The 24,597-nt window shown below is 54.2% G+C and carries 18 protein-coding genes, 1 tRNA gene and 1 pseudogene; 8 read left to right on the top strand and 12 right to left on the bottom strand.

Annotated features, from left to right (window positions below):
• Positions 1-54 precede the first annotated feature (54 nt).
• From JK199_RS07715 to JK199_RS07705, 3 genes are all read left to right on the top strand, one after another.
• A complete protein-coding gene (locus tag JK199_RS07715; RefSeq protein WP_212374984.1) occupies positions 55-987 on the top strand; it encodes a DMT family transporter in 933 nt (310 codons plus the stop codon).
• A 151-nt stretch (positions 988-1,138) separates the two neighbouring features.
• Positions 1,139-2,764, top strand: a complete 1,626-nt coding sequence (locus JK199_RS07710; RefSeq protein ID WP_212354735.1) for a bifunctional aspartate transaminase/aspartate 4-decarboxylase — start codon at positions 1,139-1,141, stop codon at positions 2,762-2,764.
• 330 nt (positions 2,765-3,094) lie between these two features.
• Complete coding sequence (locus JK199_RS07705) at positions 3,095-5,263, top strand: TonB-dependent siderophore receptor (RefSeq protein WP_244984986.1); 2,169 nt, start codon at positions 3,095-3,097, stop codon at positions 5,261-5,263.
• A 59-nt stretch (positions 5,264-5,322) separates the two neighbouring features.
• Here the strand turns inward: JK199_RS07705 and JK199_RS07700 are convergent, their stop codons facing one another.
• From JK199_RS07700 to JK199_RS07650, 11 genes and pseudogenes are all read right to left on the bottom strand, one after another.
• Positions 5,323-8,445, bottom strand: coding sequence for a Hint domain-containing protein (locus JK199_RS07700; protein WP_244984985.1), 3,123 nt, complete (start codon positions 8,443-8,445; stop codon positions 5,323-5,325).
• Positions 8,446-9,559: 1,114 nt separating this feature from the next.
• Positions 9,560-10,099, bottom strand: coding sequence for a Dps family protein (locus tag JK199_RS07695; RefSeq protein ID WP_077931062.1), 540 nt, complete (start codon positions 10,097-10,099; stop codon positions 9,560-9,562).
• A 130-nt stretch (positions 10,100-10,229) separates the two neighbouring features.
• Positions 10,230-10,472, bottom strand: a complete 243-nt coding sequence (locus JK199_RS07690) for a (2Fe-2S)-binding protein (protein ID WP_077931063.1) — start codon at positions 10,470-10,472, stop codon at positions 10,230-10,232.
• A gap of 275 nt (positions 10,473-10,747) precedes the next feature.
• Positions 10,748-11,462 (bottom strand): annotated as a pseudogene (locus tag JK199_RS07685) (IS5 family transposase).
• Between the two features lie 95 nt (positions 11,463-11,557).
• Positions 11,558-13,600, bottom strand: a complete 2,043-nt coding sequence (locus JK199_RS07680; RefSeq protein WP_212374978.1) for a hypothetical protein — start codon at positions 13,598-13,600, stop codon at positions 11,558-11,560.
• The gene (locus JK199_RS07675; protein ID WP_212374976.1) at positions 13,593-13,964 is read right to left on the bottom strand and encodes a hypothetical protein; all 372 of its coding nucleotides are present in this window, start codon (positions 13,962-13,964) and stop codon (positions 13,593-13,595) included. Before JK199_RS07675 ends, JK199_RS07680 begins: the two co-directional genes overlap by 8 nt.
• Before the next feature lie 7 nt (positions 13,965-13,971).
• On the bottom strand, positions 13,972-14,430 hold the full coding sequence (locus JK199_RS07670) for a phage fiber-tail adaptor protein (RefSeq protein WP_212374974.1): 459 nt from the start codon (positions 14,428-14,430) through the stop codon (positions 13,972-13,974).
• A complete protein-coding gene (locus JK199_RS07665; protein WP_212374972.1) occupies positions 14,427-15,224 on the bottom strand; it encodes a hypothetical protein in 798 nt (265 codons plus the stop codon). The genes JK199_RS07670 and JK199_RS07665 overlap by 4 nt, the downstream gene beginning before the upstream one ends.
• Positions 15,224-15,634, bottom strand: a complete 411-nt coding sequence (locus tag JK199_RS07660; RefSeq protein WP_212374970.1) for a hypothetical protein — start codon at positions 15,632-15,634, stop codon at positions 15,224-15,226. Before JK199_RS07660 ends, JK199_RS07665 begins: the two co-directional genes overlap by 1 nt.
• Positions 15,635-16,023: 389 nt before the next feature.
• Positions 16,024-16,100 (bottom strand) — tRNA-Arg (locus JK199_RS07655).
• Between the two features lie 135 nt (positions 16,101-16,235).
• Positions 16,236-17,663, bottom strand: coding sequence for an ArnT family glycosyltransferase (locus JK199_RS07650; RefSeq protein WP_212374967.1), 1,428 nt, complete (start codon positions 17,661-17,663; stop codon positions 16,236-16,238).
• Between the two features lie 217 nt (positions 17,664-17,880).
• Between JK199_RS07650 and JK199_RS07645 the strand changes: the two genes are divergently transcribed.
• The 4 genes from JK199_RS07645 to JK199_RS07630 all read left to right on the top strand — a co-directional run bounded on the left by JK199_RS07645 (position 17,881) and on the right by JK199_RS07630 (position 19,869).
• Positions 17,881-18,327 carry a hypothetical protein gene (locus JK199_RS07645; RefSeq protein ID WP_212374965.1) on the top strand — a complete coding sequence of 149 codons (447 nt, stop codon included), beginning with the start codon at positions 17,881-17,883 and terminating at the stop codon, positions 18,325-18,327.
• A 9-nt stretch (positions 18,328-18,336) separates the two neighbouring features.
• Positions 18,337-18,930, top strand: a complete 594-nt coding sequence (locus tag JK199_RS07640; RefSeq protein ID WP_244984984.1) for a GAF domain-containing protein — start codon at positions 18,337-18,339, stop codon at positions 18,928-18,930.
• An 87-nt stretch (positions 18,931-19,017) separates the two neighbouring features.
• On the top strand, positions 19,018-19,416 hold the full coding sequence (locus JK199_RS07635) for a hypothetical protein (RefSeq protein ID WP_212374963.1): 399 nt from the start codon (positions 19,018-19,020) through the stop codon (positions 19,414-19,416).
• A 105-nt stretch (positions 19,417-19,521) separates the two neighbouring features.
• A complete protein-coding gene (locus JK199_RS07630; RefSeq protein ID WP_025829046.1) occupies positions 19,522-19,869 on the top strand; it encodes a DUF3147 family protein in 348 nt (115 codons plus the stop codon).
• Positions 19,870-19,877: 8 nt separating this feature from the next.
• Here the strand turns inward: JK199_RS07630 and JK199_RS07625 are convergent, their stop codons facing one another.
• A complete protein-coding gene (locus JK199_RS07625) occupies positions 19,878-20,828 on the bottom strand; it encodes a LysR family transcriptional regulator (RefSeq protein WP_244284855.1) in 951 nt (316 codons plus the stop codon).
• A 916-nt stretch (positions 20,829-21,744) separates the two neighbouring features.
• On the opposite strand from JK199_RS07625, the gene JK199_RS07620 reads away from it, so the two are divergent.
• A complete protein-coding gene (locus JK199_RS07620; RefSeq protein WP_212374960.1) occupies positions 21,745-24,474 on the top strand; it encodes a Hint domain-containing protein in 2,730 nt (909 codons plus the stop codon).
• Positions 24,475-24,597 lie beyond the last annotated feature (123 nt).

Below are 24,597 nucleotides of genomic sequence, written 5' to 3'. Positions count from 1 at the left end.
CCGTGCATACGGCATAGGGTGCGCCGGATGACCGTGCGGAAGGAAAAAACGGGGATGAACATGCGCAAGCCGCTGGATGCAACAGCCACCAGTCTGATGGTGGGTCTGTGCTTCTGCTTCGGCCTGCAACAGGTGGCGCTCAAAGCCGCCGCGCAGGACATGGCCCCCATTTTGCAAATTTCCCTGCGGTCCGGTCTGGCGGCCCTTCTGGTGGTGGGCCTCATGCTCGCCCGGCGGGAACGTCTGGTGCAGATCAGCCGGACATGGAAGCCCGGTCTGGCCGTGGGCGTCCTGTTTTTTCTGGAATATCTGTTTACCGGCCAGTCCCTGCGCTACACTTCCGCGTCCCGCTCCGTGGTGTTTCTGTACACCTCCCCCATTTTTGCAGCCCTTATCCTGCACTTCATGGAAGCGTCAGAGCGGATGGCCCCGCGCCAGTGGGCGGGGATTCTGCTGGCCTTCTGCGGTATTGCTGTCGCGTTTCTGGGGCATCAGACCGTGGCAGGGCAGGGGGCGGATCTGTCTTTGCTGGGGGATGCACTGGCCCTGCTGGCCGGGGCAAGCTGGGGGGTGACAACCGTTGTGATCCGTATGTCCAGTCTGGCCACCGTGCCCGCCAAACAGACTTTGCTCTATCAGCTTGCCGGAGCCTGCGTGCTCCTGTTCCCCATGGCGGTGCTGCTGCATCAGACAGCGTTTACCGTCACGCCCATCCTGCTGCTCAGTCTGGGTTATCAGGTCTTCATCCTCTCCTTTGTCGCGTTTTTGCTGTGGTTCTGGCTGCTGCGCCATTATCAGGCCTCGCGCATTGGCGTCCTGTCCTTCATGACGCCCCTGTTCGGCGTGCTGCTGGGGGCCGTACTGCTGCATGAGCCGGTGGAACCGGGCTTTGTTACCGGGGCCTTACTGGTTGTCGCCGGGCTGGTGCTGGTCAGCGGGGCCGGGTGGATCAGCCAGAGCCTGAAAAAATTCAGACGCCCCGCCTGAAGGGCGGAAAAACCGCACGGCAGAGGCCCCGCATCACATCCCTGAGACCCACCGGCCCGTTTGCCTGACATGTGTGCAAAAAGGTGGCGAGCGGCACGTTTTATGTGCATGTTTGGCCCTTCTTTGCCTTGCCCCGTCTCAGGAACCGGTCATGACGTCTTCGTCCGAGTATGAAAAATTCAACACTCTCAGCCCGTTTGAACTGAAAGACCAGTTGATCAGACTGGCCTCCGGTCGCGCCCAGCGCGCCATGCTGGATGCCGGGCGTGGCAACCCCAACTTTCTGGCCACACTCCCCCGGCAGGGCTTTTTCCAGCTCGGCCTGTTTGCCACAGCGGAATCCGAATTGTCGTTTTCCTACATGGCGGAAGGCATTGGCGGCTTCCCCCGGCGCGACGGAATTGAGGCGCGCTTCAACGCCTTTGTGGCCGACCATAAAGCGGAACCCGGCGTCGCCTTCCTCCGCCGTGCCCTGTCCTACGTGCGCGATCAGCTTGGCCTGTCAGCCGAGGGCTTTTTGCAGGAAATGACGGCAGGCATCCTCGGCTGTGACTACCCCACCCCCCCGCGGATGCTGAAATATTCAGAGCAGGTTGTCCGCCACTACCTGCTGCGGGAAATGGCGGGCGGCACCATGCCGGATGCCACGACGGACCTGTTCGCGCTGGAAGGGGGCACAGCCGCCATCAGCTATATTTTCGCATCCCTGCGGGAAAACGGGCTGATCCACCCCGGCGATAAAGCTGCCATCGGCATGCCCGTCTTTACGCCCTACGTGGAAATTCCGGAACTGCGGGATTACCAGTTGCAGGAAGTGCCCGTCTACGCCGCGCCGGAAGCAGGCTGGCAGTATCCGGACAGTGAACTGGATAAACTGCTGGACCCGGCCGTCAAAGTCTTTCTGGTGGTCAATCCCAGCAATCCGCCTTCCGTCAAAATGAATGATGCCGGGCTGGCCCGCATTGCGGAAATTGTCAAAACCAAACGCCCCGACCTCATTATCGTCACGGATGATGTCTACGGCACCTTCGCGGATGATTTCCGCTCTCTCTACAGCGTCTGCCCGCAAAATACCGTTCTGGTCTATTCTTTTTCAAAATATTTCGGTTCCACCGGCTGGCGTCTGGGCGTTGTGGCCACCCACACGCAAAACGTGCTGGACCGCGCTCTGGCGGCCCTGCCGGAAGCAGAAAAGCAGGTGCTGGATAAACGCTACGCCTCGCTCACCCCGGATGTGCGCGGCCTGAAATTTATTGATCGTCTGGTGGCAGACAGCCGCAGCGTGGCCCTGAATCACACCGCCGGTCTCTCCACCCCGCAACAGGTGCAGATGGTGCTGTTTGCCCTCTTCGCGCTGATGGACGGGCGGGACGCCTATAAAGCCGCTCTAAAAAATCTGCTGCACCGGCGGGAAATTGCGCTTTATCGGGATCTTGGGGTGCCCGCGCCTAATGATGCAGGCAGCACGCATTATTATACGCTGATTGACCTCGCCAATGTCGCCACCCAGCTTTACGGCACCCGCTTCGCCCGTTGGCTCATGACGCGCGTGGACTACCAGACCATCCTGTTCCGTATCGCGGAGGAAACAGGTGTGGTGCTGCTGCCCGGCATCGGGTTTGCGGCCCGTCGCCCGTCTGCCCGCGCGTCCCTCGCCAACCTGAACGAATATCAGTACGCCGCCATCGGGGCCGCTCTGCGCCGCATGGCGGACGATTATTACGACCGCTACAAACGCGAAAAAACGACCGACACATCAGGAAAAAACACCCCCTGATCTGATCTGCTTCCCTGCGGGGAAGCAGCGCATCAGCCTTCGTCGGGGGCAGGAGAGGTCTCCTCGCTCCCGTGCGGTGGGGCACAACCGGCCTCCGCAGTGCCGTGGAGCAGTGTGGTTTATACATCACGCTCCGTCTTTATTCCACTATTGAAATAGTATAAAAATAATACAACAAAAATAACGTAACGAATCATAATATGCGCATTGACGGTGTGGTTTATTCCCGATATCCCCACTCAGGAATACACTAAATATGGTCGTGCTATGATGATATCACCAAGACACTTAGTTTTTATCGGGACTGTTTTGTCGTCTTGCGGGATGAGCATGGCCATCGCGCACGCGCAGGATACCGCGCAGGGCACCACGGGCAAAACACGCGCGGAACTCCGTAAAGCGGACAGGAAAAAGGCCGCCACCGTACCGGCCTCCGCGTCCGGCCCCCTTCGGCGTGGAACGCCAGCCCCGGCGAAAGCCCGGCCTACCCCTGCCAGACGGGAAGAACTGGAAGTGCACGGCAACGCAACCCCCGTCTTTTCAGGCGGCGCGCTGGGTAATAAAAGGCCGCTGGATACGCCGTTTTCCATTCGCACCGTCACCAGTGCGGAAATACAGGAACGTCAGGTAAAATCCCTGTCCAGATTGCTGTCTCAGGACGCCTCCGTCGTAACAAACGGGGATACTTATTCTTTCAACGCCTATAGCGTAACCGTGCGTGGGGTCCCGCTGGATGATTACAACGGTTATAAAATCAACGGCTCACCCTTTTACATGACAACGGTGGAACTGCCGCTGGAAAGCTTTGAAAATGTCCAGCTCCTCAAAGGCGCATCCGGCTATATGTATGGGTTTAACGCGCCCGGCGGGATCATCAATTACCAGACCAAAAAGCCGACGGAACAGAGAACCTTTTCAGTTGATGCGGGCTATAGTTCCGCCGCCATTGCCAGTGAGCATATTGATACCGGCGGCCGCCTGTTCAACAAGGTCTTCGGATATCGCCTGAATCTGACGCATGAAAAAGGCGAGACCTATAACGGCTCGCATGTAGAACGCTATTCCGGTTCTCTGGGCGTGGATGCCCGCATCGCCAAAAACCTGCTCTGGACAGCGGACGCCATTTATCAGGACCGAAAAATACGCGGTCTGGTGCAGGATTTCTTTATCGACCCCACAACCTACCCGTCAAACAGCCTTCCTGCCGCCATCAGCGGCAATAAGGACCTGAACTCCTATCCCGGTTCCATGTTCACATCGCACGTCCTGTTTCTGACAACAGGGCTGAAGTGGGATATCAGCCGCAACTGGAAATTCCATGTGGATTACAGCCACAGTCAGGACTGGCGTTCATACCAGAGTGAATGGATGTCCCTGAACAACAGGCAGGGGGATTATGACTCCTACCTGTCCACAGACCCGCGGAGCTGGTCAGACTATAATCAGGCGCAGGGTATTCTGGAGGGGAGTTTCCACACCGGATTTGTCAAACATGATGTCTCACTCGGGGCAACATGGCAGGGGCTGACCAAATATCTCCCCACCAGCAGTGAATATGTGAATATCGGTTCGCAAAATATGTTCGCCCCGATCATCCCGCGCCCGTGGGCTATCAATAATGAGTCCTCGGTCTACCGGAATTACCGGTCTGATCAGGTCGGCCTGTTTTTGAGCGATACCGTGACCTTCACCCCGCAATGGTCCCTTCTGGCCGGTGTGCGCTACACCAATTTCCAGCAGAACAGCTACAGTGCGGCGGATGTCAGAACAGCGGCCTACAAGGTGAATCCCGTCACCCCGACGGTCGCGCTGCTGTATCACCCGGTCCATAACATGACGGTCTATGCCAGCTACGTGCAGGCACTGGAAAATGGCGGCACAGTCGGAGATACTTATAAAAACGCCCGCCAGACACTGGCGCCCATCCGGTCCGATCAGGTGGAAGTCGGGGCAAAAATCACACGCAGCACATGGGATCTCACAGGTGCGCTTTATCGCATCACCCGTGGCGCACAATATGCCAATGCGGAGAATTACTACGTCTCCAACGGGACACAGGTTTATCAGGGGTTTGAACTGAACGGCCATGTGGACCTGCCGCTCGGTTTTGTCGTAACGGACAGTCTGGGAATTGAGTCTTCAAAATACAAAAAGACCGACCCCTCCATTCAGGGGAACACGGCCGAGGCTATTCCTACTTTCCAAAACATGTTTACGCTGACAAATAATATTCAGGCTGTCCCGGGTCTCTCGGCGTCAGCAGAAGTGCATTACACCGGCAGAATGTGGGGGGATGCCATGAACGTCTACCATATTCCCGGCTACACTCTGCTCAATCTGCGGGCCAGCTATCGCACGCATATCGGCAAACATCGTGTCACCTTCAGGGCGGAGCTGGATAATGTCGCCAACACGCATTACTGGGGCGTCCTCGCGTCAGATTACTTTTATGTCGGCGCGCCCAGAACCGTCTATCTCAATGCCCGGTTTGATTTATAAACAGACCAGAAAAAAAAGCGCCACTCCCGGAAGAGTGGCGTTTTTCTCTTAATACTGGCTTACGCGGAGCGGGCCAGTGCCGGAGCAGCCTGCTCAGGCTCAGCAAGATACCCCTCAGCCAGATCGGCTGTAATCATCAGCATTCCCATCTTACCATCTGTCTGTTCAGACAGTGGCAGAACAGCATTGCCGTTTGTCCAGACAGAGATCTGCCCCTGTGCAGGATACCAGCCATTCAGCGTTGCATCATCCCGGTAGGTCGTAACCTCGGTCCGCTGCGTATTGCTGATAAACTGGATGGCACGGACAGCAACGCCCAGAGACCGGCGATCATCCACAAACGGGCCAACCACATCACTTGGGCGGCTGGCGCGAGAGAGAATACGCACGGTCTCTGTCCCGGCAGGCAGCATGAAGCTGTAGGTCTGCCCATCATAACGGACGGGGCGAATAACCGCGCCATTGCCCATCATCAGATGCAGGTCCGCATCCCGGTGCAGCGTTGCAGGAGCCAGAGGCGTCTTGCTGCCAGCGACTGTGCTGGTCCGGCCTTCCAGAGCGCGGAACAGCGGTTCTACAAAAGAGCGGCTGACACACAGCGGTGCGGCGGCATCCTGTTCCCAGGTGCGTTTGCCTGCTGCGCGGAGAGCCGCAACCTTGCCTTCCTGACGGAAGGATGCGCGGTTGCCGGTGTCCAGATAGCTTTCGGTCAGCATACCATCCGCAATGATCACGGAATGGTCCTGCGTTTCGACGTGATAATAGTCGTAAGACGTGATGCTGGTGTCATAAAAAACGGAACGTCCGTTTACAAGCATGCGCACCGGCACAAACTTGTCTTCAAAAAACAGGCAATGTTCCGCTGTAATCAGCATATCTTTGTAAGGAACACCCTCGGCAATGGCGTCTTTCAGAACGCGCACCGGGTAGCCTGCTTCATCTACCGGAACGCCAGAACGGACCGTAGTGTGGGCCTTAGCCACCCAGACAACGGTGCGTGTTACGTCACAGCCATTTTTCCAGTCAAAGGTCACCAGCGTGTCACCCAGACGGATCTCTTCAACACGGACATCCCCGCTGACTGTCCGGATCATGCTGCCAGCCAGGAAGCATGCCTCAGAGCTGTCGCTTTCAATCAGCCAGCCATTATTGGCGGAATCTTCCACAATCTGGGTGGAGGACGGCACATATCCATCAGTCGGCGTAATCGTGCCGTAGGTCACGGTGTTACCGTTCGCAAGCCCGATTGTCAGGGTGTAGGATGTCTTGTCCGCATTCAACGTGTACGTGGCGGAAACCGGCTTTGACGTCAAATCGGCAATGCCAAAGCGGGTATTTTCAGAAACACCGTTCAGCGCGACATTCCCGGTCTGCGTCTTATCACCGGGATTGTCGATATAGACAGTATTGACCGTGGTGGGGTCCACGTTAATGGTCGTCAAGGTGTCGTAGCTGATACCCGGCTGGGCAAACAGCGTGCTGCCCTTTGCCATGTTGACCGTGCCGCCCTGTACCCAGACAGGCTTGTCCACAGTCCCCAGTGAAGCATTGATCAGGTTCAGTGTGCCGGCATTATTCAGAGCGCCACCATCCAGCGTGACGTTACCCTGATTGTTCAGAATGGTAATGACACCACTTTCGCGGTTCATCGTGACACCACCCAGCTCCACATTCGAGGGGGTATCAATAATAATGGTCCCGTTATTTTCAAATCCGGCCGTTGCGAACACGTTGCCGACATAACCTAAACCAGCCTGAGCCGTAATTTTCAGCACACCGCTCTGCCAGACGCTCAGACTACGGATCTGGTTATAATCCACGACGTTATCAACAACAATCTGCGGATCATCGGTGCTATTCATTCCGCCGATATTGACGTCGGCGTTCTGCTCAGACTGCGGAATGGGGTTGCTGGTCCAGACGTCTGTGTTGGACGTATCAACAACATTCCCTGTGCTGTCCAGCAGGGTCCAGTTTGCGGAATCGTTCCAGTCGCTGGACTTCGCCCCTGTCCAGTGCCAGCTCATGTCGTGCTGGTGGAAGTCTTCAGCCGAACTGCTGTACTGAGACGTATCCCCACCGGCATCCGTCGCTGTTGTCGCGGTCGTGACCATCTGCTGATGGAGCGTGTTGTCCGTATAGCCGCCCGTTGTCGGGGTCGAGGACGTATCTTCAATATCCCAGCCGGATGTGGCGCTGTCCTGCACAATGTTCAGCGATGCCGGGGGCGTATAACCAGCCGCCATGTGGAGGTTTGTGTATGTCAGGTCACTGCCATCAGCCATGGCGATCTTGAGGGTGTAAGACCCGTCAGTATTGGCCGTGTATGTCGCGGAAACCGGGGCAGTCGTCAGTCCGGCAACGCCAAACCGCGTATTTTCTGAAACACCACTGATCGTGGAAGTCTGGTCATTGGTGCTGCCGGTCCCAGTATGCAGGAAACCATTGTCCTGAACATAAATGGTGTTAACGGTCGCCGGATCAACATTGATAGTGGTGCCAGCGCCGGAATTCAGGAAAACGCTGCTGTTCTGCTGGAGGTTAACCGTTCCACCGTTGACCCACATGGGTTTGCCAGCAGAGCCGAGCGAGGCATTGATCAGGTTGAGCGTGCCACCGTTATTCAGCGACCCATCATCAAAAACAACATTCCCATGGTTGTTCATGATGGTAATTGTGCCGTCACCACGGTTCGCTGTAACGCCGCCAAATTCTACAAGAGACGGCGTATCGACAATGATGTTGCCGTCATTCTCAAAACCGGCGACGGCAAAGACATAGCCATGCGTTCCCTTGGAGCCCTGCGCCGTAATTTTAAGCGTGCCATTTTCCCAGACACTCAGGCTGCGGAACTGGTTGTAAATGGGGGCATTGGCCACAACCGTAACAGACGATGCTGTGCTCCCGCTGGCCCCGATGCTGACATCAGCATTCTGCTGGGACTGCGGAATGGCGGAGCCGCTGATGGTGGATTTATCAACAACATTCCCGGTGCTGTCCGTAAGCACCCAGTTTGCCGGGTCAGTCCAGTCCCCGGTTGCGCCGCCGGCCCAGCTCCATGTCATGTTATGATGATGGTAGTTGGCTTCGCCACCTGCATACTGGTCTGTGCTACCACCAGCGGAGACGGCATTCTCTTCAATCTGCTGAAAATCAACGGATGAGTCGGATGTAGTACTCAATGTCGCATTCCTAATCATTAACACAAAGCTAACCTGAGAGGTCAGATTTGTTAAAAAGACGATAACTTTATTAAAAAAGAAAAATTGTTAGGGCAATGGAAACAAAACAACTTATTTATAATCTGTATTAAACAAGATAAGAATAAATCATAATCGTACAAAGAATGATTGTCTCTTTATTGAAATTTATTGCTTGCCGACGACGTATTCTAGTCTGTAAAAAATAGTGCCGATATAAGGGGTTTGAGACATTAAGTCTTTGATAAAAATAGAGAATACTAAAAATTCGGCATGAAGTCCGCAGAGGATTTTGTAGACTAAGATACGTTTTGTCGAAAAATAAGAATTCAAGAAAAAAAATGATACTATGGCTTTTCTGTGAATGGAATTTTATTGGAAAGAATTCCAGATCGGAATTTGTATTCTACAAAAGATAAAATGCTGCAAATTTATATTAGAACAATTTCTATTGTATTCATGATTACTGAAAAATATGTCTCTCATGACGATATGGCCTCATTCTTATTAATGCTGAACCTGATCTGATCAAAGAAACCATAAAAGAAAAAAGAGCCAGAAGCAGAAAAACCACAGATCAGCGCGTATGCGCCCCGTAGCGAGCAGGCGGCAGGAAAAACAAGAGCTTGCCCGCCATAGGGCAGGCGCTTTCTTTCACCGATCCTAACGTGATGGGCCTTTAGCGACGTTGCCCATCGTGTGTAAGGCTGGTCATAAGGGACATTCATTTATTTATAGAGGGAAAATAAAAAACAATTCTTTTATATTGAAAATACAAAAGACAGATGGAAGATTATTCATGATTAAGAATTCGTTCATGAACTGGGGTGTGGCTCAAAAAAGGCATACGCGATAGGAAAATATTTTCAGAGATTTATGTATTTTTTCAATTTTTTTATGCGCGAAAATAATTGGCTTTATCAGTTTGTTAATGTTCGTGAATAAATATTATTATTTTCCGGACAAAACAGAAATTTAAGAAAAATCTGCCGGTCGTATTTTTTTTAATACAGAATTTCAGAAGGGTTTTTACCCGATTCGGGAGCCTCGCCGGTCAGCGGCAAGGCTCCTTATTTCTAACGTCAGTTTTCTAACGTCAGTCGTTTTTACCAAAAGCCGGGCGTGTGGCTTCAAACAGGAACCAGGTGCGGCGTTCCGTTTCGTCAATCCAGTTTTCCAGCAGGCTTGCGGTCGCGACATCATTGGCATCATCACAAACGGCATGCACTTTGCGCATCCGCGTTGTCAGCGCCAGATTGTCATCCCGCAGTTCGGCCAGCATGTCTTCCGGCGTTACATACAGCGCGTCATTGTCCGCCACCTGTGTGCGGCGGCCAATTTCCCCAATGGAGTGCAGGGTCGTGCCGCCGATTTTGCGGGCCCGTTCGGCCATCGGGTCGGTCATGGCAAAAATCTGCGCGCTCTGTTCGTCCAGCAGCAGATGATAGTCACGGAAGTGGCGGCCGCTCATATGCCAGTGGAAATTCTTTGTTTTCACATAGAGCGCAAACACATCGGCCAGCGTGTCGGCCAGACCGGCAGCAACCTCTTTAACGGCGTCGGCCTTCAGGTCTGTCGGGGTGCCAAGATATTCACGGATATGCGCGTCTTTGGCGGTGGAGGCTGTTTTCGTCATGATCCTCGTCCTTGTTGTCTCAGGCGCTACAGATGCAGCGTTCTGCTGTTACAAATGACGTGGGAAGGCAAAAGTTCCGCCGCAAGGCGCATGGAGCCAGCCATGCCGGATGTGCAGAGATAAGGGGAGATCAGGCGCTCAGCGCGCCGCCCTGCGCAGCTGCGGGCAGGCACGCGGCATGGGCCAGAGCTTCAGCGGCCTGAAGCTGCCGCATCCGCATTTCCTTGAGCATACACACCACACCTGGCACGCAATTCCCGCACTGGGCCTTGCAGCGTTTGGCGGCATAAATTTCACTGGGGCGGGTCGCACCGTGCGCTACGGCTGATTCAACGTCTTTATGAGTCAGGCTGTTGCAAGAGCAGATAACCATTCAGAAAGCCCCATATCTCTGATGAGAGCCTGATTAAAAGCACGAATGAGAACTATTCGCAATAGCTTTTCAGAAAGAGCCATGCCGCCAATGTAAGGCCGGCCTGCGCTGCGCAGTCGTGCTTACGCGCGGCAGTGGCAAACGCGAAAACAAGACCGGCAAACTGCCAGCTTAACATATTGGTTTCATTTTGTTTATTTTTAGGGAAGTGGTGGAGCCGAGAGGAATGAAACTTTCCTTGTTTTTCAATATCTTGGCGTGTCTAGGATGTGTCGTCAGTTAATTCCAATGATGGTGGAGACGAATTGCACGGCTGCGAGGAAAGTTGACTTCAGCTTGTCATATCGTGTTGCAATGCCTCAGAACTGTTTATGTCTGACGAAGCAGCGTTCGATGATGTTTCGTTTTTTATAAAGCGAGAAGAGGATTTTCCATGGACTGCGTCGGTTTTTCTTTGACGGAATAACCGGTGTGATCCCCAGCTCTTCAAGCTTTCCTAAGAGGGGATCGACTTCATCGAGCAATGGCTCTGCTTCTGTGATGTCGGCCCTTTGTCCGGGCGTCAGGGAAAGAGCCGCAGCCTTTCCCGCGGCATCGACAATGGCATGGATTTTCGTGGTCAGTCCGCCACGGGACCGCCCGGTGGCCTGATCCATCCCCTTTTTTACGGGCGCCCGCGCTATGCTGGTGAGCACGGACAATGGTGCTGTCGATCATCATGCATTCGTTGTCATGGTCAGCAGCCAGATGCCGGAAAATCCGCTCGATCGCGCCGCCTTCACACCAGCGACGCAGCCGCCGGTGCACGTTCTCCCAGTCCCCGAACCGGGCAGGCAGATCACGCCAGAGAAGGCCTGCACGGTAACGATGCAGTAAGGCTTCTATAAACAGACGGTTATCCGCAGCCGTCCCACCGACATGACCTTCGCGACCCGGGAGAAGATCTTTTATCTGCTCCCACTGACCATCGCTCAAACCATAGTGTCGCATTCACACTCTCCCCGTCCCAAAAACAGGCAGAAAACATCACAGATCAAACGGGAGTACAAGCTTCATAATCCCCCCCGTTTAACTGACGACACGCCCTAGTTTGCGGGCAGATCAGAAAGCGGCATCAGCTTCCAGCCAGCTCCGGTGTAGACGGCCGGGGTGTCATCGTCGCTGTCATAAATTTCCATCCCTTTGACCGGAGATGGATAAGCCCGGATCTGTGCCCGCGTCATAACAGGCAAGCGAGAGGGCAAAGCAGACTGTAAAGAGCCATCATCACCAATAGAGAGCACAGGAACGCCGCCGACCTTGTAACGTAGTGCGCCATTCTCATAGTCAAGCGTATGCCGGTTTGCCCCGGTTCTTGTTCCATTGCCACTGAAATCAATCACCTGACCAGAGGCCATGCGCACCACAGCAGCCTTATCGTTCACGGCCGCCAGTGTCGTATCAAGCGCAGCATTACTGATCGTGACGTTTTTATCAAAGCCAATCGCGGTATCTACGGAATCACCAGAAGATGCGGTAACCCACAAAACTGAACTTACCGATGAATTCAGCTCCTCACCGAACTGCCAGTAAATGCTCCCGTCAGCAACCTGAGGAGCTGCATACAGTGGTTCATCATCGTTGCTGGATGCGCCTGTATCATCAACAGTATAGACACCAGTGCCACCAGCCGCGCCTGATGTCTGCCCCGTAATCTTTACCGGTGATATTGGATTTGCGCCCGTAACCGTGTCACCAATACTGAGGGCTCCATTCACAATCCGCGTGACAGTCAGTGTTCCTTTTGAGATTTTCCCATTGATTTTCGCAGGATCAGGGAATGCAGGCTGAGTTGCTCCTGTTGTGCCGTCTGTCACGGGATACCACAAATACGGTACGCCCCTTTTCCCGGTCACACTGAGAAGCGATGCAGTCTGAACGCTTCCTCTGCCAGAGGCATGAGCTTTCATAGCCGTCTTTGCCGACCATGATGTAACCTCTGAGTGCTCATGTGCAATTGTTACATAAAAAACTGACCGGTGCCCTGCCTGTGGTGTGCCGTAACCTAAATCCCATGTTTTAATGTCCTGCCCGTTCGTCCACATATCAAACTCATTCCATGTGGCGAATGCGGATGGACTTTTTCCGCTGTAATCATTTGTCGATATATCAAGTCCCCATATTGAATTTTGGCCATACTTAAACACTGTCACAGGTAGGCCTACATCATATGAGGCTGACGGATTGTTTCCAAATGACCGCATCCCGACTGCGACAGGGCTGGTATTTCCCTGCGCTGTCGGCCCGCTGATTGCGGAGAATGTCGCGGCTGATTGCTGGTTCCAGTTAGAGCAGTACGCACCGCAATAGCTTGGATCATCGTTCCAGTAAAATGCCAGCAATGGAGATTGTCGCCAGTTTTTTGTGTCCCGGTCCATCCGGGTGATTTCCAGCCCGTATTTATGGGACAGGCTGGTATCACCATCTCCTGGCGGATGCTCATACCCGGAGAAATCATATGTCTTATCAAAAACCCATGTGAAATTTTTCTGAGGGTCCGGGTTTTGTATAATGCCATTCCAGCGTGAGTTATTGGGTATATGCACAACAGAACCGTCAGGCATACTGGAATAGATGGACTGAATTTTTCCCAGATCGTCCGGTGACCCGTTAAGTGACGCACCATAGTCAGCAAGATTATGGGTATCTGCAAAACGTGCTGACAGCGACCGGGCTGTAAGCGTTCCGGAGGACGTTGCCGGAGCAGAAGATGTATCGCCACTCACAGGAGACGGCATCATCCCGTTCGCATCCAGAGGCGCGACGCGACCGCCGATATCAGTTTGCTGGACGCTACCATCGGCCATCCGGCCGATCTGATCCAGAGTGCCAGATGACCCATCGGTATAGAGCGAAGGAATGAGCGTATCCTTGCGCAGCCCGCCTGGAGGCCAGAGAGGAGAATATCCGCCTGTTGCAGACGGTGTGGCCATGCGGAGCATGGCGCGTGGCGCACCTGCGTTGCTGTTGGCTGCTGTGAGTGCGCCATATTGCGGCAGAGTATGGTTTGGCCGCACCGGAGCAACAGACTGGGCAAAAGCCAGAGATGGCAGCATCAGAACTACCATGAAGGAAAGTTTTTTAATCATTTTGTGCTGGCCCCGCTGAAATCCAGATTGCTCCGCCATTGCTATACCATGCCCCCTTAATCCCGGGATCGGACTCCGGAAGGTCAGCAGCCATGAGGACATGGCCATCCTGTGTGCCAAGAATCTCCATGCCGCCGATCATCAGGTTATGACCGGCAGAGAGTGCGGCAAGGCCGCCCGCTGTATCCCGCTGACCCGCCACGGCCGCCTGAGCCAGCAGAGCGACCGGAATACGCATGGCCTGCCATGCCGGGGCGTCATCCGTGCCCCAGTTGACCAGTGCGACGACTGTGGAACCAGACCCGACCTCTTCGGCCAGCTCCAGATCCTGCATCGGCTTTTGTTGCGGTTGTGTGTCCGGCATAGCATCCTCACGTCACGGTGCCGGACAGGGGCGTGCCGTCCGGTGTTGTCAGTTGCTCCCCCGTGGGGAGTGCCATCAGTGGCTTTCCGGAGGCGGCGCTGTAATCGACAATCCAGAGCCGCATGGTCTGCTCAAACCGCCTGTTCTGTGCGGTGGCAATCTGCACCCGGACCCGCTGCATTGTGGCAGGCGTCCCGCTCCCCAACATCATCAGCACCCTGCTCTCATCATGAGCATCCCAGACGGATGTGAGGTCATAGGTTGAGCCTGTTGCCGTGATGACGGAGACAGTGTGCGTCCTGATGGTATCCCCAGCCCCCGAAAGGAATGCGGAAAAATCCACGCCATAGTCCAGGGCGTCGGGACTGCTTTTGACCGGCCATGCGCCCTGCGCATGCACGGGTGTTACGTGCCAGATGCGCGCCGGGTCCGGCGTCAGGCCGCCCGGCAGAACCAGATCCGTCATAGTCGCTCCGTAATGGTAAAAGTTGTCTGCTGCCTCAGCGCAGCCCCGTAGGGATTGCTGAGGTCTCCGCGCTGGATGCGGCCATACAGGGCGCGCATGTTCAGCGTGGGCGCGTCCGCAGCCGGGTCCGGGATAAACAGGACGTTGGTGCCGGTAGCGGCCATATAGGCAATTTGCTCCAGAACCGGGACGTCTGCCAGATCCAGAGACTCATGATCCACCACAGCCTTGCGCCGCATCCAGCCGGGCGAGACAAACTCAGCCCCGGCCATACCGGTATTGATCGTCTGCCCGGTGTCCATCCCGGTGGTGGATTTGGTGCTCATGTTGCGCACGGGCTGCCAGATCGGCCCGACATAGGCCAGTGCAATGGCAATATAGCTCTCCGCCACTGTGCCATTGGACGTAACCGTGATTTTGACTGTATCCGCAGAGACTGGCGCCGGTGCGACGTGGACGAGCTGCGCCGGACCGATACCGCTCAGCGTGGCGAAGCTACCGGATGCCGAATAGACCTGAGTGCCGCCATTAGATGCCATGATCTGCCAGGTCGAGCCCTGCCCCATATTGGTGCGGCCAACAAAAAACGCCTGCACAGACTGGGGGGCTGACCACGTCGCCTGAAACCACGCGGTTTTATTGGTATCCCCGACGCTCCAGAACGCGGCCGTGTTGTTGCCCTGATCCGTCGCCACCTGACTGACAGCAAACTGTGGCAGCCCATAGTAGGATGCAGATCCTGTCAGGCTGGCCGTTTTGAGCAGATTGCTCAGGCCAAATGCACAGTTTGCCATCAGACCAGCACCGTAAAGGTGATTTCACCGGGGCTTGAGCCGCGATAGGATTCCCCCACCACCAGCCCGCCGATGCCGTTGCGCAGGCCATCCACATTGGCAAACAGCATCATCTCAGAGCCTATCCTGTAATCAGAGATCTGGGCGAACGGGATAGTCACGTAAAACAGCCGTCTGTCCGGATACGTCCAGAGCTTATTGATGGCATCCGCTACCACCTGCGCCGCTGCGGCGGTCTGGAAAGCCGTCAGCACATCCGGTGGGCTGACAACCTCCAGTGTCGGCGCATCAGACGTCCTCAGCCCTTTTGCATAATCCGTCAGACACCCGAAGGTCGAGGTAAGGGACTGAGCGGCCTGATCTCTGTGCGGCAGGAGAAGACAAATGAGCGCCTCTGGATTTCCCTCCATTCAGTGCTGCAAAAGAAACTGGACCTCTGGCACGGTAAAGGCCAGACGTACCTAAGCCGCACCAGTGACGGCAAGCCCAACACGGCCAATGGCTTTTATAACGTGTCTAAGGACTGGTGCGCTCTGGCTCGCTTACCCATGCGCTGCCCACTTCATGGCCTGAGGAAAGCAGCCGGACGGTGATTGGTAGAAGCAGGCTGCACTCCGCACCAGATTGCGGCCAGTCTTGGCTATAAGACTCTGTCTGAAACCATGCGCTATACCCAGTCCGCGAGGCAGAAAAAACTGGCTCAGCAGGCGATGGGAAAATACGACAAATTGTCTAGCAGGAAATAGAAAGTGTCTAGCAACGCCAGAATCTAGCGGAAAACAGCCATTTTAAGGGGAATTGGTGGACCCGAGAGGATTCGAACCTCCGGCCTTCAGATTCGGAATCTGACGATCTATCCAGCTGATCTACGGGTCCGTGGGCTTCTCCCTAGCGCAAAGGCGGGGGGCTTGCCAAGCCCGTATTGAAGGGAAGAGAGAAATTCCCCGTTAAACCGCCAGGAACAGAGCAGAATGCTCCGCTTCACAGCAGAGCAGCACCCCGAATCAGCCGTCAGTCCCGGTAAAACAGATCAAACCGATCACCTCTGGAAATCAACGCGCATCCGTCACACGCTCCGGCGTCTTTCTGGCGGATCACCAGAGTGTGCGGGGTATGGTCGTCCGCGCCGATATGGATCGCCTCCGGCGCAACAGGCAGGTAGGTCAGCAGCGCGGCATAGTCATCCTGCGTAATGAGAAGGTCTTTTTGCACCCGCATCATCGGCAGTTGCGCCGCCGCCTGAAGCTGGGTGTAGAAAACCGGCAGCACTGTTGCTCTGTCCCGCTGTAAACAGGCGGAAAGGGAGAGCACGAACAACACCGCCGCAATCCCGCCAGCAAGCGTTTTTAAAACCGGCCCGAGAAGCGCAAAGAAGTAGGTCATCAGCACGCACAGGATCGGATACGCCGGAAAGGTGTACCAGAACAGGCGCGTCTGCGCGGCACTGAACATCCCGAAAACACTGACAATCGTTACACCCAGAATCAGCATTTCTGCCTTCAGGGCAGGGGGGATGCCGGGGCGGAAACAGGCTGCCCGCAACGGGGGCCAGAAGCAGGCGGCCAGAAAGGCCAGCGTCAGCAGTCCAAGCTGCCAGAGCAGGTCAGGGTGGCTCTGCACAAAATCTGTCGCATAGAGAAGAGCCGGGCTGTTATGCCCCTCTATCGCCATGCTGCCCCGTTTCAGCAGATCATAAGTCAGCATGCGTAGCGGGAATTTTGAGCCATCTTCGGAGAGCCGCGCTGCCAGCCAAAGCAGGACAGGGGCCAGACCACACACCATCCCTTTCATGGCCAGACGCAGGGAGCGTCCCGTCATAAAATACGTCACCACCAGCGTTGGGATCAGCGTTAAAGTGTGCCAGCTTTTGCTGAGAAAACACAAAGCGGCCATCAGGCAGGCCAGACAGAACGCGCCGCCAGTGCGTTTCAGGCAGAACAGGACGCAAAACAGGTAGAATGTATAATATAATGCGTCCGCGTCCGCCTGCCGGAAGCCATGCAGAACGACCGCTTGCGCCCAGGTTGAGAACAGCGTGATGGCGTAAAGCCCCTCCACGCGGGAAAATCTGCGGGCAACAAACCAGTATAGCCCGATAATACTCGCCACAAACCCGAGCAGAGAGGGCAGGCGGGCCGCCAGAAGTCCTTTGCCAAACAGTTTGACCGACACAATAATTGGTAAAAAACTCAGGACTGGCTTCAGATTCCAGTAATCTTTCTCATTTTGCCAGTAATTGACCACATACTCGTGCCGGAACAGCATTTCATAGGCCGAGCCAATATGCCGCGCTTCATCCCATGCCTGTATCCTCTCAGAGCCGACATGGTAACATTCCGCAAAAATAAGCAGGCTAAAAAAAGCGACTATACAAAAACAAGAGAGAAAACGACTGAAACGCCCTGAATTCTGCGGTAATAAAGAGGTTTTATAAGGCATGGAAAGAAAGGGCCTTTAGAGAAAACGCTGTCTGCACACTCATTAAAGAGGATCACTCTGGAAACAGCCTCTGTCTTACTGTTTTTCGGGGCTCTTTACTACCCGCTGCGATCCCCTCGCCCGATGCAGGGCTGCCCGACCTTGCTGATCCGGGGCGTCTGTCCTTATCCTGTCCCCTGCAATGCTGTTTGGCAGATCTCGAAAAGGAACCTCGCGTATGCTGAAACTCCGCCCTGTCTTTCTGGCCCTCACTGGCTGTCTGGCCTTGTCCGCCGCTCTGCCGCAGGCCCATGCGGCCGCCACAGCCGGGGTGCTGACGGTCGCTCCCGGCCCCGCTCCCATGACAGTCGCCACCGCAGCCCCCGGTGTGCTGGATTATGATGGTATTCCCACGGTTGAACATGCCTCCGCGGAAAATGTCGGCGGCCTGATGTACTATTGTGATTCCCACAAACTGGTGACGGACACCACGGTCCGCTCCCTTGGGCGTCAGCTTGCCGCGCGTGAGGGGATCCGCACCAACCCGGCCTATGCCTGGGGCGGGCAGGGGCGGCTGATGCTCAGCCCGACCGTTATGTTCGATATCACCACCCTCAACCGGGACCAGCAGGAAGCCGTGTGCAGCCGCTCCGCTCTGCGCGGCCCGGATCTTCTGGCGCACTAAGCCGCTGCCATGAGCGCTCCGAGCACCCACCTCACCCCGGAGGATCTGCTGTCCGCTGCCACCGGCCTGCTGGCGGCGGAGCAGGACCCGCTGGCCAATATGGCCAATCTGTCCGCCCTGATTTTTGAGGCCCTGCCGGACCTCAACTGGGCCGGGTTTTACCTCTATCGCCCTCATGCGGCGGCACCGGCGAGCCTCTTCACGCTGGCCTCCGGCGGGTCAGGCGGGGCGCACATCCAGCCGGCGCTTCAGGCAGTCTCACCAGATGCCACAGCGCAAGGGGAGGGCGAGGGGGAGCTCGTGCTCGGTCCCTTTCAGGGGCGCATCGCCTGCACGCGCATCGCTATGGGGAAAGGTGTGTGCGGCACGGCCGCCCGGACGCGCACCACACAGCGCATCCCGGATGTTCATGCCTTTCCCGGCCATATCGCGTGTGATGCCGCTTCCGCGTCTGAACTCGTTATCCCGCTGGTCGCGCACGGCCAGCTTCTCGGCGTGCTGGATCTGGACAGCCCGCGGAAAGACCGGTTTTCGCCAGCAGACCAGCAGCTTCTGGAAACGCTGGTCGCAGCCTTTCTCGCAGCCCTGCCTGTGGTGGCATAACCGCTGCACACATTGTCTCCGCGCCCCGATTTGGCTACGATACAGCCCGGATCCACCTTATTATCTGGTGGAAGAAAGGAAACACACATGCGTCGATTGATCACTCTGAGCGTTCTCGCCGCTCTGGCTGGCACAACGGTTACCGCCGCACAGGCAGAACCGGGTGGCTGCCTGAAATATGGGGCCGTTGGTGCTGTCGGCGGCCATGTTGCCAATCATGGCGTACTGGGTGCCGTCGGCGGATGCATTACCGGCATGTATCGCCGCCACGTCTATCGTAAGGAAGCCAAGCAGAAGGCTGCTCTGTATGATCAGGAGCATCCCGGCGCAAAAGGCACCTACGCCCAGAAAGCTACGGCGTATGATGTGGAACACTCCACTCAGCCCGGTAAAATGAATCCGGATGCAGCGCCCCAGACCGGCGCGCAGCCCGGCCAGACTCAGCAGGCTCAGCCCGCTCCCCAGCAGGGCGACGCTCACTTCTAAGTCCTGACATCCCCTCCACCGCGTTCTCATGCGGGGGAGGAGCCGGGCACCTCCGGCGCCGCGCCGGGTGTGCCCAACATTTCTGACACCGGACAGAACACCCGCATGTTTTTCTGGCTGAAGGCTTTTCTCTCGGGACTGACCATTGCTCTGGTGTCCTCCCTTGCCCGCCGCTATCCCGGCTTTGGCGCGCTGATCGCGTCTCTCCCCCTTATCTCCGTTTTCGGGATGATCTGGCTCTGGCTGGAAACAAAAGACCCTGCCCGCATGGAAGCCCATGTGGGGGCCACGTTCTGGTACGTTCTGCCATCCCTGCCCATGTTTCTGCTTATTCCGTGGGCCATGCGCCAGGGCATGCCATTCTGGCTCGCCCTGCTGGCCGGATGCGGCGTGACCATCCTGCTCTATCTGGGGATGGTCTGGCTGGCCCCTAAACTGGGTATCCGGATGTGACCACAATCTTATAATTCGTTGTTTTTTAAAATTTTCATAATTTTCCTGGTTATGAAGTCACTGGCATAATTTGCAGCCGGGCTGAGTTGCGAATCTTTGAGCCAGACAATGCCAAGCCCTAATTGCATTTCTGGTAAAAACCGAAGTGTCAGATCAGGGTCTATAGTTTCTCGCCCAAGAGACTTGAGCATACTAAACGGCACAAGCGTGAAAGCATCAGAAAGAGAAACCAGTTTTTCACCTTCGATAGGTGAATTAATTTCAATGCGTCTTGGCGGTAGACGTAGGCCTCGCGCTGCAAGAATAGAATCAAAACGATCACGTATTGCAGTGCCGGGAACCGGGATAACCCATGTCGATGTCGCAAACTCTTCCCACCGTTCCAGAACGTCAGGTAAAGAATGTACGGAATGCATACTGCCCACAACATACTGTTCATCGGCCAGTTTTTTTATGCTTAGGCGCGGATGAGATATAATATCAGACAGATTGATAAAGATAAAATCGTAAGTGTTAGAATGTAACCCATCGATAAGCTGTGGGCGCGTCGAGTATTCGAGCGTGATATTCAGGTTGGGATGTTCTTTTTTTAGTTTTGCAACGCTACGGACGATAATTTCCTGTAGCAAAGGCGTCTGAAATCCGATTTTGACATTGTCATGGTAACTCTCCTCCTGGAGAGTGAAGTCGGTCATCAGATTTTTTAGTTCAGCATCAATGCGCCGACCTGAAATTATCAGCCTTTCGCATAAAGGTGTCGGTAAAAAACCATGATTTGTGCGGGAGAAAAGCTGAACTCCAAGAATATTTTCTAATTCCCGGCATCCTTTGGAAACTGCTGCTGGTGTGATGTTGAGCCTTTCCGCTGCAAGACGAATACTTTTTGTTGAAGCGAGAGTTTCAACCAGCCGGAAATAACGCAATTTCATATGAATGCGCAAATCTGGAAATTTCGCCAATTCACATAGCTCCCTGATTTTCTAAGTTTTTTTTCGGGCCAGTGAGTGGCTTTTAGAAACAAAATTGCGTTTATCACAAGTCTCCGCTGGTTTTTTATCTCACAAAAGTAGTTTAATAAATTACACAAAATGATGTTTTTTATTAAATTTGCATTAGAAAAACCAAATGGTTAACAGCGCAAAACTTTTTTTTGATTGCGTATGCTGTGTTGTTATTATTATACCGATGGAATACATTGAAAGAATGCCGTTTTTACTCATTTTTTTATTATTTATTGTAAAAATCATATATTGTTAAAATAAATTTCAAAAAACCAAAAAAAATAAAATAATATTGTTTCATATCTGATCTTATCTGGTTTGCGGGTATGCATTAATATGCTGCTTTCCTCTTCCTCTATTTGCCTTTCCTTTCCAGATTTTGTTTCTTTAGGATTGGTAATGTTAAAACAAAAATTTCAGGCGCATACAAAATAAATATAAAAAATTTTATATTTATAGGTCTATTTTTCAAATTTTCTGAAAGTTTTTCATGTCAGATTATCTGTATTAATATAATACTTTAAGTGGATCATTGACGTTATTGTGGGGGAACGCTGCTAACCTCGACAATTGCGAGCTGTGTCGAAAATACAGGCAACATGCCCGCTTCCATACAAATTTGAAAAATAAAGGGAAAAAATATAGTTTTTCTATAAATTAAGGATAAGAAAAAGACATATTTTCGCCTTATTCGTGCGTTGGCACAGCATGTTTATCTGAAAAGTTCTGAAAAAAATAAACAGTTGATTGCTGACAACTTTTAGTCGTTTGACGCGTGTCTCCCAAAGTAATTAAATTGTTAATAGAAAATATACGTATGTTTCTCGAGGCTTTTTTTTGGTTTTTTGCTGAATCCTTCAAGGAGTAAGGGGCTATGAGTTACGTTTCGAGTGGAATACTGTATGTTACGGACCGTGTTACGGGTGACGGCCCTCCGGGTAATTTTTATACCAGCGCATATTCTTCTGTGGTGGTCTTATCTGGCGGGATCAATTCGCCTGCTTCTGTTAGTGCAGGCGGAAAAGTTACCGTCACCAGCGGCGGAAGATTAGAAGGTAGTACTGTCATTTCCTCAGGTGGTTCTATTGTTTTACAGAGTGGATCTCTTATAAGTTACGCCTCGGCTACACCTGTCACTATACAAAGTGGCGGCACCCTGACCATTGAGAATGGTGCACAACAATATACCGGTACAGATTATATCCTGTCCGGCGGAACGATCATTGCCAGCAAAGAGATTGCCGCGCACACATGGTCTACTGCGGGTGGCACGGTCATCCTGCAATCCGGCGCCACTGATACTGAAAATAATCTTGTCGCAGGTAGCGCCAGCATCATTGTGAGTTCTGGCGCCACTCTTTCAAACGTAACTCTTCAGTCTGGTAACGCTCTGGTTGTTAACAGTGGGGGAACGCTTGTTCAGGGAACCATCAATTCAGGTACAACAGCAGTCTTTTCTGCCGGTGCGACAGAATCTGCAACGCTCAATGGCGGTACGATCAGCGCCTATAACTCTCCGCCAGTATTTGACTGGGGGACGAGTGGCGGAACGCTGATTCTAAAAAGCGGCGCGGTAGATACAGGTGAGACTCCTCAGGCTGGCGCGGCCATCATTGTTGTCGAATCAGGCGCTACTCTTTCAAATGCCAAGCTGAGTTCAGGTAATACTCTGGGCATCAGTGCCGGGGGACAGGTTCTGAGCGCTGTTGTCTCCTCCGGCGCCGGCGTTGGGGTGGCGGGGTCTCTTGAGAGTGGGACAGTTGTCAGCGGCGGTACCATATATGTCGGCGGCGCGACCGGCGTTGCAGAAAACACCACTGTAAATGGGGGTGTTCTGTCAGCGCAGTCTGGTGCGACGCTCAATTCTGCAACCATCAGTGCATCGTCCGGTAACACCTCGCTGAACGTCATTGTTGACAGTGGCGCTACAATGTCTGCGGCTACGTTTGAAGCCTGGAGTCTCGGGCGCGTCATGGCCGGTGGTTCTGCCGTTAACACGGTAATTGACAGCCGTGGTGGTCTGGGTTTGCAGGGATCTGCAACAGGTACTACCATCAATACCAGTGGTGTTCTTGATATCGCCTCTGGTGGGCACGCAGATAATAATACGGTCACAGCGGGCGGCGAAGTTTATGTAGAATCTGGTGGCACACTGGGTGATACAAGCGTCGCCAGCACAGGTCTTGTCACTGTCAGTAACGGTGGCGTCCTCTCCGGCGTTATTACCCTTCAGGCCGGAGGCTCTGCGACCCTGTGGAACAATGCTGGTGGCACTGTTGTCCTCCCGACTGATGCGAACCACGGCCTGACGATTTCCGGTCTGGAAAATGGTGGGACTGTCAGCACCGTCATCAGCGGCTTTAGTGGTACTGCCCCCGGGAATTCTGACAGTATTGATCTGGCAGGTGTTTCTGCGGACGGGGTGTCCTATGCCTACCCGTCAGATGATCAGGTCGTGATCACGCTGGCTAACAAAGAGACCATTACCCTCAACATTCCCGGTGTTAAAGCAACGGGCTTCGAGCTGGTCAGCAATGGCAACGGTGGGGCTCTGGGTGAAGTCTGCTTCCTTTCCGGCACTATGATTAAAACCCCGGCTGGGGAAGTCGCCGTTGAAACCCTCCGTCTTGGCGATGAAGTCACGGCGTATGTGGACGGTTCTCTGCAATCCCGCCGCATTGTCTGGGCCGGTAAGGCCCATGCTGAAGTGCGCACTCATCTGGCGGACGATCAGGCAGGATATCCGGTGCGCATTTGCAAAGACGCTATTGTTGAAGGCGTGCCGTATAAGGATATGCTCATTACCCCGGAACATTGCCTGTTTTTCTCAGGGCGCTTTGTCCCGGTTCGTATGCTGGTGAATGGCGCTTCCATTTTCTATGATACGTCCATCACGTCCTATGACTATTTCCATGTAGAAACGGAACAGCATTCCGTTCTGATGGCCGATGGCATGTTGACAGAAAGCTATCTGGATACAGGGAACCGCCGGACGTTCTCTCAGTCTGGTTCTGTTGTGGCTCTCGGTGGCACACCGCAGGACTGGGCGACGGACGCGGCTGTTCCGCTGAGCGTGGATCGTGCCTTTGTAGAGCCGCTGTTCCATAAGCTGGCAGGCCGGGCAGAAAATGTGTCTGACCGTCAGGTACCCGACAAATCTACTATGACAACCAATCCGGAGCTGCATCTGATCACCCAAACGGGTGCTATCGTTCGTCCGGTATCTCAAAAAGACGGACAATATCGCTTCATGCTGCCGCCGGGCGTCGCATCTGTTGAGATCGTCTCCCGCGCCAGCCGCCCGAGTGATGTGATTGGTCCGTTTGTGGATGATCGCCGTATGCTGGGTGTCGCCATTGGAAAAATCCATCTGATGACAGCCAATAAGACGACCAGGATCACCGCACATCTTGAGCAGGACAAACTGGCTGGCTGGTATGCCGCAGAGGCAGATTATGCCTGGACCAGTGGCCATGCTCACCTGCCGCTGCCGCTTATGATCAGGCGCTCAATGAGCCTGCTGACGCTGAATGTCTGCGCGGCCGGCCCTTACCAGCAGACAGATGCCACGCCGGAGCCAGAAACTGCCGCTCACTCTGCCTGAGCCGTCGTAAAAACTGAGTCTTAAGAGAGAATACCGGGGCCATCCTGTACAGCACAGGATGGCCCCGGAATTTTTTTACCTGCACGCTGTCATGTCGTTTGAGAACCTCGGTGCTGAACGAGT

It is taken from the genome of Acetobacter persici, from assembly GCF_018256955.1.
Lineage (GTDB): Bacteria > Pseudomonadota > Alphaproteobacteria > Acetobacterales > Acetobacteraceae > Acetobacter > Acetobacter persici.
The sequence above is the reverse complement of the archived record's forward strand: the minus strand, read 5'-3'. Positions and strand labels throughout refer to the sequence as shown.

Coding starts and splice junctions, on each gene's coding strand:
- JK199_RS07715 (WP_212374984.1), top strand. CDS start 55: ATGAACATGCGCAAGCCGCTGGATGCAACAGCCACCAGTCTGATGGTG.
- JK199_RS07710 (WP_212354735.1), top strand. CDS start 1,139: ATGACGTCTTCGTCCGAGTATGAAAAATTCAACACTCTCAGCCCGTTT.
- JK199_RS07705 (WP_244984986.1), top strand. CDS start 3,095: ATGGCCATCGCGCACGCGCAGGATACCGCGCAGGGCACCACGGGCAAA.
- JK199_RS07695 (WP_077931062.1), bottom strand. CDS start 10,099: ATGACGAAAACAGCCTCCACCGCCAAAGACGCGCATATCCGTGAATAT.
- JK199_RS07690 (WP_077931063.1), bottom strand. CDS start 10,472: ATGGTTATCTGCTCTTGCAACAGCCTGACTCATAAAGACGTTGAATCA.
- JK199_RS07680 (WP_212374978.1), bottom strand. CDS start 13,600: ATGATTAAAAAACTTTCCTTCATGGTAGTTCTGATGCTGCCATCTCTG.
- JK199_RS07675 (WP_212374976.1), bottom strand. CDS start 13,964: ATGCCGGACACACAACCGCAACAAAAGCCGATGCAGGATCTGGAGCTG.
- JK199_RS07670 (WP_212374974.1), bottom strand. CDS start 14,430: ATGACGGATCTGGTTCTGCCGGGCGGCCTGACGCCGGACCCGGCGCGC.
- JK199_RS07665 (WP_212374972.1), bottom strand. CDS start 15,224: ATGGCAAACTGTGCATTTGGCCTGAGCAATCTGCTCAAAACGGCCAGC.
- JK199_RS07660 (WP_212374970.1), bottom strand. CDS start 15,634: ATGGAGGGAAATCCAGAGGCGCTCATTTGTCTTCTCCTGCCGCACAGA.
- JK199_RS07650 (WP_212374967.1), bottom strand. CDS start 17,663: ATGCCTTATAAAACCTCTTTATTACCGCAGAATTCAGGGCGTTTCAGT.
- JK199_RS07645 (WP_212374965.1), top strand. CDS start 17,881: ATGCTGAAACTCCGCCCTGTCTTTCTGGCCCTCACTGGCTGTCTGGCC.
- JK199_RS07640 (WP_244984984.1), top strand. CDS start 18,337: ATGAGCGCTCCGAGCACCCACCTCACCCCGGAGGATCTGCTGTCCGCT.
- JK199_RS07635 (WP_212374963.1), top strand. CDS start 19,018: ATGCGTCGATTGATCACTCTGAGCGTTCTCGCCGCTCTGGCTGGCACA.
- JK199_RS07630 (WP_025829046.1), top strand. CDS start 19,522: ATGTTTTTCTGGCTGAAGGCTTTTCTCTCGGGACTGACCATTGCTCTG.
- JK199_RS07620 (WP_212374960.1), top strand. CDS start 21,745: ATGAGTTACGTTTCGAGTGGAATACTGTATGTTACGGACCGTGTTACG.